Source organism: Veillonella sp. KGMB01456 (genome assembly GCF_023051165.1).
Lineage (GTDB): Bacteria > Bacillota > Negativicutes > Veillonellales > Veillonellaceae > Veillonella_A.
In genome coordinates this window covers 28,889-44,111 of sequence record NZ_JALKIG010000004.1, presented here as the reverse complement: position 1 = coordinate 44,111, position 15,223 = coordinate 28,889, and the positions used below count along the sequence as shown (strand labels likewise).

The following is a 15,223-nucleotide window of genomic DNA, read 5'->3' as shown; positions in this document are numbered from 1 at the left end:
TTGAATGTTTATTGAAACCCGAGATTTAGTAAAAACATATAAAGGGCGCAATGTTGTAGATGGTGTCAGTGTTCGTGTCGAAGAAGGCGAAGTGGTGGGCTTATTGGGGCCTAACGGGGCCGGTAAGACAACCACCTTCTACATGATTGTTGGCATTGAAAAACCAAATAGCGGTACAATTACTATCGGTGAGAAAGACATTACCAGAATGCCTATGTATAAAAGAGCCGATCAGGGCATCGGTTACTTGCCGCAGGAAGCTTCTGTATTTCGGTCACTCTCCGTGGAAGACAATATCCGCGCCATGTTGGAAACAACGACTAAATCGAAGGCGGAGATTGAGGAAACGGTAGAAGCGTTATTGCAGGAATTCCATATTGAACATGTGCGCCAACGCACGGGGATGCAATTATCCGGGGGTGAACGACGCCGTGTGGAAATTGCCCGTTGTATCGCCTTGGCACCGCGGTTTATTTTGTTGGATGAACCGTTTGCCGGGGTCGATCCTATTGCCGTAGCCGACATTCAATCTATCATTCGCCATCTAAAAGCACGCGGTATCGGCGTCTTAATTACGGACCATAATGTGCGTGAAACTTTAGGTATCGTTGACCGTGCTTATATTTTGAGCAATGGTAAAATCCTCTTGGAAGGTTCCGCTGATGAAGTGGCCAACAGTCCGGTGGCTCGTAAGCATTATTTAGGCGATAGTTTTAATATGTAGGGGCTGGTGATATACAAACATGCGAATATTAGATAAATATATTTTAAAAAGTTTTATAGGCCCCTTTCTTTTCGGTATTTTTGCCTTTACCAGTATTTTCGTAGGGACCGGTACTTTATTCCGTATCGCTCAATATATTACGGAATACGGGGCGTCCTTATGGTCGGTAACCAGGGCCTTTATTTTAGCCTTGCCGAGCATTGTGGTACTTACATTCCCGATGGCCGTACTTTTGGCATCGCTGTTGGCTTTTGGCCGTTTGAGCGGTACCAGTGAGATTATCGTAATGCGTGCCGGCGGCATGAGTTTCTTGCGCTTGGCCATGCCGGTGTATATTGCGGCATTCTTCATTTCTATCGGCGCTATTGCGTTCAATGAATATGTAGTACCGGCCGCTAACCATGCGTATCAAAACATTATTCGTAATGAAATTAAGAAGCAGGCGGAGCCGCCGGCTCAGGAGCATATTGTTTTGAAAACTATGGAAGGGGACAATATCAGTACCCTCATGTATGCGAAGCGTTATGATTCGACAACCAAACTCATTAACGGTGTTACGGCTCAGCTTTTTACCAATGGCGAAGTAACCCAGATTGAACATGCCGATACGGCAACCTGGAACGGTACGTATTGGGTAATGCACAACGGTGTTATCTATGACTTGGCGGCCGACGGCAATGGTGTAGAACGTACGATGCGATTTAAAGACCAGATATTGCCAATCGCTAAAGATCCGGACCAGATTTCACAGGAACAACGCGATCCTGACGAAATGACGATTAAAGAACTGCGTCAACAAATTAAGGCCTTAAATGCGAGCTATGTAACGGCTACCAAGTGGGAAATGGAAATGTATCAACGTTTTACCATTCCTATTGCCAGCTTCGTATTTGCCTTGGTAGGGGCGCCGTTGGGCCTTCAAAAACAGCGTTCCAGCTCGTCCATCGGGTTTGGTCTCAGCGTCATCATTATCTTCGTGTATTACGGGGTAATGACCTTTACCGGTGCGCTTGGTAAAGGGGGAGCGCTGCCACCGCTTGTAGCGGCTGCTATCCCTGATACTTTGGGGATTATCGCCGGTTTGTGGTTGAACTGGAAAGTATCTAAATAAAAGAAAAACGAAAACAGAAGGCATCTATTACAATAGATTCAGAAAGTTTTCCAATAAAATGTTGGATATAGATATAATGACCTTGGTATTTGTTTTGCCAAGGTCATTTTTTTCATGAAGTTTACTTTTTCTTTTCTTGAAAATAGAGTACAATAGAAACGGAAACTATATATTTCAGTTTTCAATTAGCAGAGTTAATAAGACGATAAAAAACCTCGCGCCTTGGCATAAAGGTTTATTATAAGTCTCTCGCATAAATGTTTTAGTGATAAATTGGTAAATTTGATTATAAGAGGAAAGGAGTGCGCTCGACATGTTGGTCGGTTTAAATATTATTTTAATTATTGCTATCATGGGCGGCGCCATTGCTTTCATTGGCGATAAATTAGGTACTAAAATCGGTAAGCGACGTATGTCCATTTTTGGCCTCAGGCCAAAACATACATCCATTATTATGACAATTGTTACGGGGATTTTAATTTCCGCCTTTACCTTAGGGGTGCTGGCCATTGCGTCGGAAAATGTTCGTATCGCTCTTTTTGGTATGGAGCAGTTGCGAGCTGAAATGGATCAGTTGAATAGCGATGTAGCGGCTAAGAATCAAGAGTTGGAAGCGGGCAAAAAAGAATTAAGCGAAAAGACTGTCGCTTTAAATACGATGCGTAAAGATGTGCAAGCAACACAGGAGGAATTGGAGGAAGCTCGCGCTGCTCGTAATGCTATGAGTGAAGAGCTTGTTTCCGTTCAAGAAGCGTACCGTCAGGCTGATGCACGCTTGGCTCAATCGGCCAAAGATATTCAAACATTGGAAAATACCAGAACCGAATTGGAACAACATATTGAAGATTTACGGGTAACTACGAAACGGTTGGAAGAAGGGATTACCCATGTTCGTGAAGGCACCGTGCTTTTCCGTGTCGGTGAAGTATTAAGTGGGGCCTTGGTTCGTCCGGGCTTAACCGAAGATGAAAGCGCCAAGGCGATTACGAGCATTTTGAATGACACCAACGGTTTGATTTTACGCCGTCTCGGAATTGATGAAAACCGTGCCGTTATTTATGTAAGTCGCAACAATTTGGAAGAAGTAGCTAAACAGGTGGCCAGCGCTACGGAACCGATGACGATTCGCGTGACCGCAGCGGCCAATATTATTTACGGCGAAGCCGCTTTGGCTGAAATTCATGCGTATCCGTATCAGAAAATATACGATAAGGGCGATGTAATTTGGTCCGCTGAAGTTGAAGGGGGCGACAATGCGCAGTTTGCCGTATTATCTTTCTTAAAAGACGTGAATGCCCAGGCAAAGTCTAAAGGCATTTTGCCGGATCCGATTTCCGGCGACGTAGGCTCTTTACCGGGTGATGAATTATTTGATACCATTCGTCAATTGAGCCGCTTGAGTGGTCCTGTTCGCATCAGAGCTATTGTAAATGAAGATACTTATACGACCGGTCCGGTTCAGATTGAATTGCGCCTTGATCCGGTGCGCACCAATACTTCTGGATCGTAAGTTTTAGCGTGATGATTTAATATCGATGAAATAGTCATGACGATTAAATTGCGGTAATTTGAGATTCAATGATTTTAATTATGTGAAAAAAGCATAGGTTATATAAGATTTAGTAACTAAGCCTTGTTACTTATATGGTATAATAAAACATATCGAAAAGATTCGTTTGAAAAGCAAATTGTAAATTCACCTGTTGCAGCTATGTTTGTAGGGCATGTAGGCTGAGTATTGCTTATAAACTGAGGTATCGATTTGATTACTATGCCGGAACAGATAGAATGCTGCCGATAGCTTAGCTACCGACAGCATTTTTTGTGAAAATTTTTAGGTAATAGGGTAGGGATATGTTCGATGGTTGTGCCAAATAGTTGGCACGAGTATAGTAAAGGAGGCTGGGGATGCAATTAGACACAGATGCTTTGTATAAAGCGGCTAATGTAGACGCCAAGGCGCCTTTACTGTTGGCGGTGGATCCGGGACGCGAGAAAAGTGGCGTTGCGGTCATGACGAAAGCAACCGCTACATTGGTATATAAAGCAATTGTTCCGACTGCGGAGCTTGAAACATCACTCACATCCGTTCTTACACAGTTTAAAGCGATTAATGAATTAATTTGCGGTAATGGGACGAATCATAAATTTGTATTTCACATATTGGAAACCTTAGGCAAAACACAAGATTTACCGGTAGCACTCGCTGAAGAAGCACATACTACGGAAGTGGCGCGTAAACGTTATTTTGAGTTTCATCCGCCTACCGGTTTGAAACGATTGGTGCCGAAAGGCATGCTGTATCCACCGGTGCCGGTTGATGATTTTACGGCGTGGATAATCGGTGAACAATATATTTTGGGCAAGAAAGAAAGGGGATAGACAATGGCAGCAGCTAAACGTTCACAAAAATTAACATGGAAGGATCATGCAATTCGTTACTTTTGGATGATTGTAGGGTCTTTGATTTATACCTTCGGTTTGGATGTATTTCTCGTACCGAACAGCATCATCGACGGTGGTGTAGTCGGTATTTCTTTGATGGCAACGGAACTTACGGGCATATCTTTCAGTGTTTTCGTAGTTATTCTTAATTTACCGTTCCTTTATATAGGCTATCGCCTTATCGGGCGCAGTTTTACCATTGCCACCTTATTCTCGGTAATGTGCATTTCTGTTTTTTCCGTATTCATGCATGATGTACCACCGGTGACCATCGACCCGTTCCTGGCTTCGATTTTTGGCGGGATTATCCTTGGTCTGGGTGTTGGCATGATTATTCGTAACGGCGGTTCTTTGGATGGCAGTGAAATTGTGGCTATTATTTTTGACAAAAAGAGCAGCTTCTCCGTTGGCGAAATCGTTATGTTTTTAAACTTATTCATTTTGGGGGCAGCAGGCTTCGTATATAGCTGGAACAGTGCTATGTATTCCCTTATTGCGTACTTTATTGCGTATAAGATGATTGATATTACCATCACCGGTCTTGAAGAATCCAAGGGCGTTATGATTATTACGGATTATCCGGATGAAATCAGTGAAGTGCTTACGAAACGACTCGGTCGTGGCGTAACCGTTCTTTTTGGTGAAGGTGGCTATTCAAAACAACCGAAAAAAGTGCTATACTCAGTAGTGACGCGTTTGGAAATCACCAAGTTGAAAGACGTGGTATATGAAAATGACGAAAATGCGTTTATTACTATTTCTGACGTGCATGATGTATTTGGCGGTCAGTTCGGGAAGAAGACGATTCACTAAATAGCAGCACGGTTCTTTGAAGAAAGGAGTCCGGTTTTAGCAACAATGGTTGAGTCTTGGTAAGAAACTTTCAACATAGAGGTTGACAGTTTTAAGCAATATGGCTTGACAGTAGGGTGTTGTAACGAAGCCGGAAGGTTGTATGGCAGAAGAAAAGTCAATTGGAAAACAGATTATACATGAAATCGGTGAGTGGTTATATGCGATTATTATTGCCCTCGCTATTGCGATTGTAGTTCATTTGTTCTTGGGGCAGATTACTCGTGTATCTGGTGAATCCATGGAAGATACACTGCATAACGGTGATTTTCTGGTTGTATCTAAATTAGATCATATTCAAGGCAATATGCCGCAATACGGCGATATTGTTATCATCGACAGCCGTGTTAATCGTGATCGTACCTGGAAAGATGATGTGGCTGATGTTGTATCGAACTACGTTTCTATTTTCAGTAAAGATGCGGAACGCCATGATGCTTGGGTAAAACGTGTGATTGGCTTGCCGGGCGATACGTTAGAGTTTAAAGATGGCCATGTATGGCGCAATGGCAAGGAATTGGAAGAACCATATACGAAAGAACCGACTATGCAATATAGCCAAACGGCACCGGTCGTTGTACCGGAAGGTCATGTCTTCGTAATGGGGGATAATCGCAATCATTCCAGCGACAGCCGCTTTATCGGCCCTGTGCCTATTAAAAATGTAATCGGTCATGTGGTATATGATTTAAGCTTTTAATTTGAATTGAAAGTTTAACGTGGAGTCGATTACATAACAGATTTTGCAGAAAGTCAGTTGAACTCTGCTTCGGCGGGGTTCAACTTTTTATTTTAAACTTTGTTTATTTGCCAAGGGCCTTGAAATTTAGTAAAATAAAGTCGCAATTAAGGAAACGGAGGCGGCCTATGTTATTGTCAGTAGTAGTGCCCGTATATAATGAAGAGGCAAATATAAAAAAATTCTACAGCTCGGTCAAAAAAGTGCTGAACACGCTACCTTACGACCAGGAAATTATCTTCGTCGATGATGGTTCGTCCGATGATTCGGCGACTATGCTCAGCCATATTGCGGCTGAGGATAAAGATGTTAAGGTGTTGTTGTTGGCCCGTAATTTCGGCCATCAATTGGCGCTGACCTGCGGACTTGATTATTCCACCGGTGATGCGGTCATTACTATGGATGGTGATATGCAGCATCCGCCGGAATTGATTCCGGAATTAGTTCGACTTTGGGAAGAAGGCCACGATGTAGTGCGCACCATTCGTGATTCCACGGAAGATGCGGGCTGGGCTAAATCTTTCACATCAAAATATTATTACAAATTAATGAACATAATGGCCAATGTGCCAATCGTAGAAGGGGGCTCCGATTTCCGTTTGATGAATCGTCGCGCCTTGGATACCTTGCTGCGTTTCCGTGAGCACGGTCGCTTTTTGCGTGGCATCGTTGGTGCTATCGGTTATAATCAAGCGGAAATCCACTTTGTGGCGCCACCGCGTTTTGCCGGCAAATCCAAGTTCAGTGTGCGCAAAATGTTGCACTTTGCCTTGGACGGCATTGCGGCTTTCTCAAAAGTACCGCTAAGGGCCGCTTTTTATATCGGTCTGATTTGCGGCTTATTGAGCTTGCTCATGATTTTGCATATTCTATATGTGCATTTCTTCACCGACTCCGCTGTGAGCGGCTGGGCTACTTTGGGCGTTGCTATTTTCTTCTTAGGTGGTGTGCAACTCGTCGGTATCGGTATTATCGGTGAATATGTGGGACGTGTGTTTGAAGAAGTTAAGCACCGACCGTTATATTGGATACGCGGCGGTTATAATATTGACGAAGCCAATCAATCGCAAGGGCATAATAATGCACCAAAACGAGGTTTATAATACAGTAAGTGGAAGCGTATAATACAGTAAAATGAAGCTGATAATACGCCTAAGCGAAGTGTAATGAGTAAATAATATAGCTGTCTAAGGCTAGTTAATAGTCATCTGCAAACTATTTGTGGTATAATTATAAGAAGACAGTTTTGACGTAAGGAGAACCTGTTGAAGTATGGGTACTCAGAGACTAGTTTGAGGATAGTACTATGAAATCAATTAAAAGAAAAGTCGCCATCACAGCGGCAGTAATGTTAATGGTCAGCACGCAATTTGTCAGTGCGGCCGGGTATACGTATGGCGCTAAAGGCGGCGACATTTCGGCTATTCAGAAGAAGTTGATTGCAGCCGGATATAATGCACGACTCAATGGCGAGTATGATGCCAATACCAAATGGGCAGTACGCCTATATCAAAAAGATAACAATTTACCGGTGAACGGTGTTTTAGATGCTGTTACTTATAAGAAATTAATGGGTAAAGAGCTTGATGAACATGTGGTAGCCGGTTTGGGCCGTATGTCTGATGATAAGATTGCCGCTGAAATGGCGGCCGGTCGTAAAGCTACGGTTCAGAAAAAGACTGCAGCAGCAACCGATACAACGGCTGCCAAAACGACTAAAAAGACTAAGGTAAAAAATAACAAGTCAAATAAAAACGGCGATGCGAAAGTACAAGCGGTAGCCAAGAAAAATACCGCTACGATAAAGTCAAAGACACCGACAAACGGTATTCTCGATCCAATCGCTCCGGACTTTATTTTTACTAAAACCGGTAAAGTATCAAAGTCTATCAGTGAAATTATTACTGAAGCGGAACGTTATCGCGGTGTGCCGTATGTATTCGGCGGCGCTACCCCGCAGGGCTTTGACTGCTCCGGCTATGTGCGCTATGTATTTGCCAAATCAGGGATTGATTTGCCGCGCAGTGCGGATGAACAATATTTGGTAGGCCAGAAAATCGGGAAGCATAATTTGCAGCCCGGTGATTTAGTGTTTTTCCAAACCTATGAAGAGGGCGTATCCCATTCGGGGATTTATATCGGCGACGGTAAATTTATCAGTGCCACTTCCAGTAGTGGCGTAGCCATAGCCAGTGTTAATGACAGTTATTGGGGCGAGCGTTATATCGGTGCCAAACGCGTAATGTAAATGAACAACATTACATTATGTGAATGCGAAATATTGCATTATGTCAAATTAAGATATTTTGAAGAGGAGGCCCATGCCTCCTCTTTTAGCCTATAAAGTGAGGTTTTGCGGATGGGAGAAATTACTGTCGCTAAGGTACAGTTTAATTATGAGCAGGACACAGTAATCAGTGAAGTGTCGCTGACGATTCCGGAAGGGGATTTTACGGTTATCGTAGGTCCTAACGGGGCGGGGAAGACAACCTTTTTACGCCTCATTGCGGGGCTTTTAAAACCGGCAAGCGGTCAAATTACGATTGACGGTTATTCGGTAAGCGAGGCACAACAAAAAGGTCTCCTTCATTTGGTGCCGCAGATTTATAACAAAAATGCCGCTCAGTTTCCGGCTACTTGCGGTGAAATTGTGGAGTTGGGTTTACGTATTCGCGGTATGGGCCGCGCGGAACGGAAGGCCAAAGCTCATGAAGCCTTGGCTCAAGTGGGGATGGCTGAATTTACCCATCGCCGCATCGGTGATTTGAGCGGTGGCCAACAGCAGCGCGTCATGATTGCTCAGGCCTTGGCGCGAAATCCGAAATACTTGCTTTTGGATGAACCGACCAGCGGTATTGATTTTCAAGTGAGTGCTCATATTTTTCAGCTCTTGCGCAGTTTATGTGACAAGGGTATGACGATTATTATGGTTACCCATGATATTGAGGATGCCTGTAAGGAAGCTGACCAGGTAATTTGTATCGACCGTCACGTTTGTTATAACGGCGACAGCCAAGGATTTTTGAAAAGCCATAAGAATACGCCGCTCGCATGGCATATAGGAGGTTAACGTGGATATATTTACCTATGAATTTATGCAACGAGCCTTTATGGCCGGTTTAATTGTAGCCTTAATGTGTCCTTTAATCGGCACCTTTATCGTTATTAAACGACAATCGCTCTTAAGTGAAGGGCTCGGCCACGTAGCCTTTGCGGGCGTTACAGGGGCTTCGTTATTATCCATTTATCCGCCTTTGGGCGCCGCTATATTAACAGTGCTTACGGCTATCGGTATTGAGTTGGTGCGCCGTCGTCAGAACCAATATACCGACATGATTTTGGCCTTATTCTTTTACACCGGCTTGGCCTTGGCCGTAATCTTTGCGACTATGACTAAAATGCCGAGTACGGGCCTTTTGAACTTTCTGTTCGGCAGTATTTTGACCGTAACGGATACGGATATTATGACAATTGCCGGGGTGGCCGTCGTTGTGGCTCTGACCGTATATTTTATGTATTCGAAATTATTATTTACCGCTTTTGACGAACAGATTGCCGTGACTGCGGGGATTGCCGTTGGGCGCATCAATATGCTCTTCGCTATTTTGACCGCCTTAGTAGTGGTTATGGGGATGACCATTGTCGGGATTTTGCTTATCGGGGCACTCATGATTGTACCGGTAGCGGCTGCCCATTTATGGCGTCGTGGTTTTGGCCAAACGCTCATAATCAGTGAAATTTATTCATTAGCCAGCGTCAGCCTTGGACTTTTGGGGGCTTTTGAATATGATTTGGCACCGGGCGGGACCATCGTGCTGGTGGCAATTCTGGGCTACGCCTTAACTTTTGCCGTTACGGTGGCGCGCGACCGAAAATAGGCATAACTAAAAAATAGACAAACATAGACAATAAGGCTTATAATAAAGAGAATTCATATTTATTTAGGAGGCTGAAACTCATGAAGGGTAATGAGCTGCGTCAGGCTTATTTAAAATTTTTTGAAAGCAAACAACATTTAATCTTAGACAGTTTTTCCTTAATTCCGGAAAACGATCCTTCGTTGTTATTAATCGGCGCCGGCATGGCACCGTTAAAACCGTTCTTTACGGGTAAATTGGTACCGCCTCGTACGCGTGTCACCACATGCCAGAAATGTATTCGTACCGGCGATATTGAAAACGTAGGCCGCACGGCGCGTCATCATACTTTTTTTGAAATGCTCGGCAACTTCTCGTTCGGCGATTATTTCAAAAAAGACGCCATTCATTGGGCTTGGGAATTTTTGACCGAAGTTATTAAACTCGACAAAAATCGTTTATATGTAACCGTATATCCTGATGATCAGGAAGCTTACGATATTTGGCATAAAGAAGTAGGTATGCCGGAAGACCACATTACCCGCTTGGAAGATAACTTCTGGGAAATCGGGGAAGGTCCTTGCGGTCCGGACAGCGAAATTTTCTACGACCTCGGCGAATCTCGCGGTTGCGGTGAACCGGATTGTGCACCGGGCTGTGATTGCGATCGTTATCTTGAAATTTGGAACCTCGTGTTCACTCAATTTAACCGTACCGCTGACGGTGAATATGTACCGCTTGAAAAGAAAAATATTGATACCGGTGCCGGTCTCGAACGTTTGGCATCCGTATTACAGAATAAAGAAAGCAACTTTGAAACGGATTTAATTTTCCCAATCATTGAAAAAGCGGCTGAAATGGCTAAGGTAACCTATCACACCGACGCCAATACGGACGTATCCCTCAAAGTTATCGGCGACCATGCGCGCGCCATTACCGTACTCATCAGCGACGGCGTTTTACCGTCCAATGAAGGTCGCGGTTATGTATTGCGCCGTATTTTGCGCCGTGCCGTACGTCACGGTCGTTTACTCGGTATCGAAGGTCGTTTCTTGACCGATTTGGTGGACGTGGTTATCGACATTTTAGGCTCCGGCGTACCGGGTCTTATTGAAAAACACGACTTCATCAAACGCGTTGTAGCCAATGAAGAAGATCGTTTCAACCAGACTTTGGCACAAGGCCTCGATATGCTCGGTGCTTTGATTAACGAATTAAAAGAAGCTAAAGCTACGGAAGTTCCCGGTGCCGAAGTATTCAAATTATATGATACGTACGGATTCCCTTGGGAACTTACGGAAGAAATTGCCGGCGAAGCAGGCCTTACCATCGATATGGCCGGTTTTGAAAGTGCTATGGCGGAACAGCGTGCTCGTGCCCGTGCGGCTCGTGAAGACGTAGATGCCAAAGTGGCTACTCCGGACATTACCTTCCTTCGCGATGAAAAGTTGACCGATGATGAATCCGCTACTTCCTCTGAAGTCCTTATGCTTGGTGAAGGCGCTACTCGCCTTGACAGTGCGTCGGACGGCATGGAAGTCACTCTCATCGTACGCACTACGCCGTTCCACGCTGAAGGGGGCGGTCAGTTAGGCGATACAGGCTTTATCGTAGGCCCTATGGGTAAAATGGAAGTTCATACGACCAAGAAATTACCGGAAGGCACAACCTACCATGTAGGTACCATTGTGGAAGGTAATTTGCAGGTAGGCGATACGGTTCAGTTCGAAGTGGACACCACTCGTCGCCTTGCCATGGCTCGTAACCACACGGCTACCCATTTATTGCATGCCGCTTTGAAACAAGTATTGGGCAATCACGTAAATCAGGCCGGTTCCTTAGTTATGCCGGATCGTTTGCGCTTTGACTTTACTCATTTCTCTCCGGTAACAGCTGAAGAATTGCAACAAATTACTGATTTGGTAAACGGTGAAATCTTAAAAGCCGTGAGCTTGAACATCCAAGAAATGTCCATGGACGAAGCTAAAAAATTAGGCGCTATGGCACTCTTCGGTGAAAAATATGGTGACCGCGTACGCGTAGTTACCGTACCTGATTTCAGTATCGAACTCTGCGGTGGTTCCCATGTTGTGAACACCGCTGTAATCGGCACATTCCGTATCTTGTCGGAAGGCGGTATCGGCTCCGGTGTACGTCGTATCGAAGCGGTAACCGGCGAAGCAGCGTTGCAGTTAGCTCAAAAAGAACAGGCTGAACTTCGCGAAGTGGCAACGCTTCTTAAAACGAAACCGGAAGATATCGTAGCCCGTGCACAGCAGCTCGTGGAAGAAACGAAGCAATTGGAACACGAATTGGCAGCAGCTCGTAAAGAATTGATGTCCGGCGGTCTTGATGCGGTATTGAACACCGCTTTTGATGCCGGTGAATTCAAAGCCGTAGTAGCCGATGTAAAAGCAGCCGATATGGATGAACTTCGCAGCACGGCCGATATGGTTCGCGATAAAATCGGTTCCGGTATCGTTTTATTGGGGATGGCTGGTGACGACAAAGTTAACTTTGTCTGCATGGCTACCAAAGATGCCGTTAAAGCCGGGTTCCACGCCGGTAACATCGTTAAAGCAACGGCTCAGGCAGCCGGCGGTAACGGCGGCGGACGCCCTGATATGGCACAAGCGGGCGGTAAAAATCCAAGTGCCTTACAAAATGCTTTAGAAAAAGGTAAAGAAACTATCCTTTCTATGGTAAAATAGAAGTATGCCAGATTAATAGTCTGTCGGTGAGGGCTTAGCCAATCGGTTAAGCCGAATCACTCTATAAAGGAGGCTTTAGCATGAGTGTATCAGATGAAACTATGATGTTTCAGAAAGTAAATGATGTTCCTTCCGCCAGTGAAGTGTTACGTGATGTATATCACGCTTTGCAGGAAAAGGGATATAACCCGGTGGAACAAATAGTAGGTTTTCTTATCTCCGGCGAGCCTACCTACATTACCAGCTACAACAATGCGCGCAGCATGATTCGTCGCTTGGATCGTGATGAGCTCATCGAAGAATTGGTTAATGAGTATGTAAAGGCTAAGAAACTATAATGCGAATTATGTCGTTGGATGTGGGCAGTCGTACTATCGGCGTCGCGTGTAGTGACGCTTTGTACATGACGGCTCAAGGTATCGAAACAATACGGCGCACTTCCTTAGAACGGGATTTCTCGCGATTACAGGAACTGATTACGGAGTATGAAGTAGAAGAAATCGTGGTGGGCATGCCCAAGAATATGAACGGCACTAAGGGCGATCGTGCGCTAAAAACGGAAGAGTTTGTCGCTAAAATGCAGGAAGTCATCGATGTACCTGTTAAGTTTTGGGATGAACGACTCTCTACCGTTATGGCCGAACGTTCCTTGATTGCGGCCGATGTGAGTCGTAAGAAACGCAAGGATGTTATTGATAAAATGGCGGCGGTTGTTATTTTACAAGGTTATTTAGACAGTCGTAGTAATTTAATCAAATAAGGAGGATACCATGGCAGATTTAGATTATGAAGGCGAAGTGACGGTTGTTACATTTACAGACGATGAAGGGCATGAAACGCATTACGAAGAAGATATGGTCATCAACTATGACGGTAAACGTTTTGCCGTATTAGTTTCATTGCCACCGGAAGACTGTGAACCGGGGTGCAAATGCCACGAAGAACCGGAAGCTATCATTTCCCGTATCGATACGGAAGATGGTGAAGACGTCTATGTAGATCCGACCGAAGAAGAATTCGAAGCGGTTCTTGCTATTTATGAAGACGATTTTGTTGAAGAATAATCGGGTATAGGTTAAAAGGGAAAGAGGGGCCACGCCCCTCTTTCGTATGTTTATAATCATTTTTGACAGCATGTTTCATAAGGAGTTTTTAATGTATGGATAGACGTGTGAAGTGGATTGGAATTGGCGTCATCGGCGTTGTTCTGATTCTTTGCATCGCCATGATTACTATGTATTTAAAACCGAATTCTGTGGCCGGTACGCCGCAGGATGTAGTATTTACTGTTGATAAAGATCAAACGGGCGCCGAAATCGGTGATATGCTTTATGAGAAAGGTATCATCAGTTCGCCAACTACCTTTCGTTTGGCACTTAGGTTGACCGGTTCTATGGATAAATTGCAGCAAGGGTACTATCAGATTCCTCAAAACGCCAGCTTGCGTCAGGTAATCGCCTTATTGCAAAAGGGTAAATTGCAAGAAATTAAAGTCATCATTCCGGAAGGCTATACGATTCAGCAAATTGCCGATGAATTAGAAAAAGACGGCCTGGGCCCGAAAGAAGCTTTTTTAGAAAAAGCCAAGACCTATGTACCGTATCAATATATGTACGGACCGGCGAAAGTCGACTACCGTGTTGAAGGCTTCTTATTCCCAAGTACCTATGAAATTCCCGTAGGCAGCACGCCGGAAGAAATTTTAAAACGCATGGCCGGCGAAATGAATAAGCAATTGACGCCGGAAATTCGTGCTCAAATTGAAGCTAAGCATATGACGATTTTTGAATTCATCACCTTGGCCTCTTTGGTAGAAAAAGAAGCACTCTTTGATGAAGATCGTCCGATTATTGCGGCCGTATTCCTTAAACGTTTGCAAATCGGTATGCCCCTGCAATCCTGTGCCAGCATTCAGTATATTTTAGGTTACCCTAAGCCTCATATATCGATTGAAGATACAAAGTTACCGAGTCCGTATAATACGTACATGCACGTAGGCTTACCGCCGGGACCGATTGCCAATCCGGGCATGAAATCCATGGAAGCGGTACTCAATGCGCCAAGTACGGATTATCTCTTCTTTGTAGCGGATAAAGAAGGTCATCACCACTTTACTAAAACATACGAAGAACATATGAAAGTGGTAGAATCAATTTATGGGGAATAGTGGTGTGAGCTATGCAATTAAAGGAAATTTTGAATGAGCAACGCATTTATGCGATACTCAATAAAGTGCCGATTTTACGCGAATCGGAAGTCCATTTATTTGAAGAATTAATCGGTTTGTACGAGCCGTCGCGGGTTCTCGAAGTGGGGACCGCCATCGGTTATTCGACACTTCTTTTGGCAAAACATGCGGCTAAAGATGCGGAGATTGTGTCCATTGAATTGGACGAACAACGACATAATATGGCTAAGCAATATATCGGTCAGTCCGAGTACAAGGATAACATCACTTTGCATTTGGGAGATGCCAACGAAGTACTGACTAAGCTGGAAGGCACGTTTGACTTGGTATTTCTGGATGGGCCGAAAGGTCAATACGGTAAGCAACTGGAGCTCATAGAGTCTCATTTGGCGCCGGGGGCCGTTGTTTTGGCGGATAATGTCCTCTTCAGAGGCTATGTGCGGGGCGATAAGGAAGCACCGCACCGTTATAAAACGATTGTTAAACGATTACGTGAATATTTGGACATGGTTGAAGATAAATCGAAATTTAATACTACCATTTATCCTTTAGGTGATGGTATGAGCGTTAGTATATGGAAAGGTAATAAGTAATAC

The 15,223-nt window shown here is 44.4% G+C and carries 16 protein-coding genes; all 16 read left to right on the top strand.

Translation table 11 applies throughout. The features are described 5' to 3' along the window. Positions 1-4: 4 nt before the first annotated feature. The 16 genes from lptB to MXE28_RS01850 all read left to right on the top strand — a co-directional run bounded on the left by lptB (position 5) and on the right by MXE28_RS01850 (position 15,220). A complete protein-coding gene (gene lptB / locus MXE28_RS01925; RefSeq protein WP_021840899.1) occupies positions 5-724 on the top strand; it encodes an LPS export ABC transporter ATP-binding protein in 720 nt (239 codons plus the stop codon). A 19-nt stretch (positions 725-743) separates the two neighbouring features. Next, the gene (locus MXE28_RS01920) at positions 744-1,835 is read left to right on the top strand and encodes an LptF/LptG family permease (protein ID WP_127058465.1); all 1,092 of its coding nucleotides are present in this window, start codon (positions 744-746) and stop codon (positions 1,833-1,835) included. A gap of 313 nt (positions 1,836-2,148) precedes the next feature. Beyond that, a complete protein-coding gene (locus tag MXE28_RS01915) occupies positions 2,149-3,345 on the top strand; it encodes a DUF3084 domain-containing protein (RefSeq protein WP_156704185.1) in 1,197 nt (398 codons plus the stop codon). Between the two features lie 398 nt (positions 3,346-3,743). After that, entirely contained in the window at positions 3,744-4,217 is a 474-nt protein-coding gene (locus MXE28_RS01910) for a hypothetical protein (RefSeq protein ID WP_156704183.1), read from the top strand. 66 nt (positions 4,218-4,283) lie between these two features. Beyond that, complete coding sequence (locus MXE28_RS01905) at positions 4,284-5,093, top strand: YitT family protein (RefSeq protein WP_156704221.1); 810 nt, start codon at positions 4,284-4,286, stop codon at positions 5,091-5,093. Between the two features lie 142 nt (positions 5,094-5,235). Beyond that, entirely contained in the window at positions 5,236-5,832 is a 597-nt protein-coding gene (lepB, locus tag MXE28_RS01900) for a signal peptidase I (protein WP_127058468.1), read from the top strand. A gap of 167 nt (positions 5,833-5,999) precedes the next feature. Beyond that, positions 6,000-6,974 (top strand): glycosyltransferase family 2 protein, encoded by a 975-nt coding sequence (locus MXE28_RS01895; protein WP_021840905.1) that lies wholly within the window; start codon positions 6,000-6,002, stop codon positions 6,972-6,974. 203 nt (positions 6,975-7,177) lie between these two features. Beyond that, the gene (locus MXE28_RS01890; protein ID WP_021840906.1) at positions 7,178-8,119 is read left to right on the top strand and encodes an NlpC/P60 family protein; all 942 of its coding nucleotides are present in this window, start codon (positions 7,178-7,180) and stop codon (positions 8,117-8,119) included. Positions 8,120-8,230: 111 nt separating this feature from the next. Then, entirely contained in the window at positions 8,231-8,941 is a 711-nt protein-coding gene (locus tag MXE28_RS01885; RefSeq protein WP_021840907.1) for a metal ABC transporter ATP-binding protein, read from the top strand. A 1-nt stretch (position 8,942) separates the two neighbouring features. Further along, positions 8,943-9,749 (top strand): metal ABC transporter permease, encoded by an 807-nt coding sequence (locus MXE28_RS01880; RefSeq protein ID WP_156704181.1) that lies wholly within the window; start codon positions 8,943-8,945, stop codon positions 9,747-9,749. Between the two features lie 80 nt (positions 9,750-9,829). Beyond that, on the top strand, positions 9,830-12,439 hold the full coding sequence (gene alaS / locus MXE28_RS01875) for an alanine--tRNA ligase (protein WP_156704179.1): 2,610 nt from the start codon (positions 9,830-9,832) through the stop codon (positions 12,437-12,439). 80 nt (positions 12,440-12,519) lie between these two features. Then, positions 12,520-12,777 (top strand): IreB family regulatory phosphoprotein, encoded by a 258-nt coding sequence (locus MXE28_RS01870; RefSeq protein ID WP_021840910.1) that lies wholly within the window; start codon positions 12,520-12,522, stop codon positions 12,775-12,777. Next, positions 12,777-13,199, top strand: a complete 423-nt coding sequence (ruvX, locus tag MXE28_RS01865) for a Holliday junction resolvase RuvX (protein ID WP_127058473.1) — start codon at positions 12,777-12,779, stop codon at positions 13,197-13,199. Before MXE28_RS01870 ends, ruvX begins: the two co-directional genes overlap by 1 nt. A gap of 10 nt (positions 13,200-13,209) precedes the next feature. Further along, complete coding sequence (locus MXE28_RS01860) at positions 13,210-13,503, top strand: DUF1292 domain-containing protein (RefSeq protein ID WP_021840912.1); 294 nt, start codon at positions 13,210-13,212, stop codon at positions 13,501-13,503. A gap of 95 nt (positions 13,504-13,598) precedes the next feature. Continuing rightward, a complete protein-coding gene (mltG, locus tag MXE28_RS01855) occupies positions 13,599-14,606 on the top strand; it encodes an endolytic transglycosylase MltG (protein ID WP_156704177.1) in 1,008 nt (335 codons plus the stop codon). A gap of 11 nt (positions 14,607-14,617) precedes the next feature. Further along, positions 14,618-15,220 carry an O-methyltransferase gene (locus MXE28_RS01850; RefSeq protein WP_021840914.1) on the top strand — a complete coding sequence of 201 codons (603 nt, stop codon included), beginning with the start codon at positions 14,618-14,620 and terminating at the stop codon, positions 15,218-15,220. Positions 15,221-15,223: the final 3 nt, after the last annotated feature.

Coding starts and splice junctions, on each gene's coding strand:
- lepB (WP_127058468.1), top strand. CDS start 5,236: ATGGCAGAAGAAAAGTCAATTGGAAAACAGATTATACATGAAATCGGT.
- ruvX (WP_127058473.1), top strand. CDS start 12,777: ATGCGAATTATGTCGTTGGATGTGGGCAGTCGTACTATCGGCGTCGCG.
- MXE28_RS01860 (WP_021840912.1), top strand. CDS start 13,210: ATGGCAGATTTAGATTATGAAGGCGAAGTGACGGTTGTTACATTTACA.
- MXE28_RS01890 (WP_021840906.1), top strand. CDS start 7,178: ATGAAATCAATTAAAAGAAAAGTCGCCATCACAGCGGCAGTAATGTTA.
- mltG (WP_156704177.1), top strand. CDS start 13,599: ATGGATAGACGTGTGAAGTGGATTGGAATTGGCGTCATCGGCGTTGTT.
- MXE28_RS01920 (WP_127058465.1), top strand. CDS start 744: ATGCGAATATTAGATAAATATATTTTAAAAAGTTTTATAGGCCCCTTT.
- MXE28_RS01885 (WP_021840907.1), top strand. CDS start 8,231: ATGGGAGAAATTACTGTCGCTAAGGTACAGTTTAATTATGAGCAGGAC.
- MXE28_RS01905 (WP_156704221.1), top strand. CDS start 4,284: ATGATTGTAGGGTCTTTGATTTATACCTTCGGTTTGGATGTATTTCTC.
- MXE28_RS01915 (WP_156704185.1), top strand. CDS start 2,149: ATGTTGGTCGGTTTAAATATTATTTTAATTATTGCTATCATGGGCGGC.
- lptB (WP_021840899.1), top strand. CDS start 5: ATGTTTATTGAAACCCGAGATTTAGTAAAAACATATAAAGGGCGCAAT.
- MXE28_RS01910 (WP_156704183.1), top strand. CDS start 3,744: ATGCAATTAGACACAGATGCTTTGTATAAAGCGGCTAATGTAGACGCC.
- MXE28_RS01850 (WP_021840914.1), top strand. CDS start 14,618: ATGCAATTAAAGGAAATTTTGAATGAGCAACGCATTTATGCGATACTC.
- MXE28_RS01895 (WP_021840905.1), top strand. CDS start 6,000: ATGTTATTGTCAGTAGTAGTGCCCGTATATAATGAAGAGGCAAATATA.
- MXE28_RS01870 (WP_021840910.1), top strand. CDS start 12,520: ATGAGTGTATCAGATGAAACTATGATGTTTCAGAAAGTAAATGATGTT.
- alaS (WP_156704179.1), top strand. CDS start 9,830: ATGAAGGGTAATGAGCTGCGTCAGGCTTATTTAAAATTTTTTGAAAGC.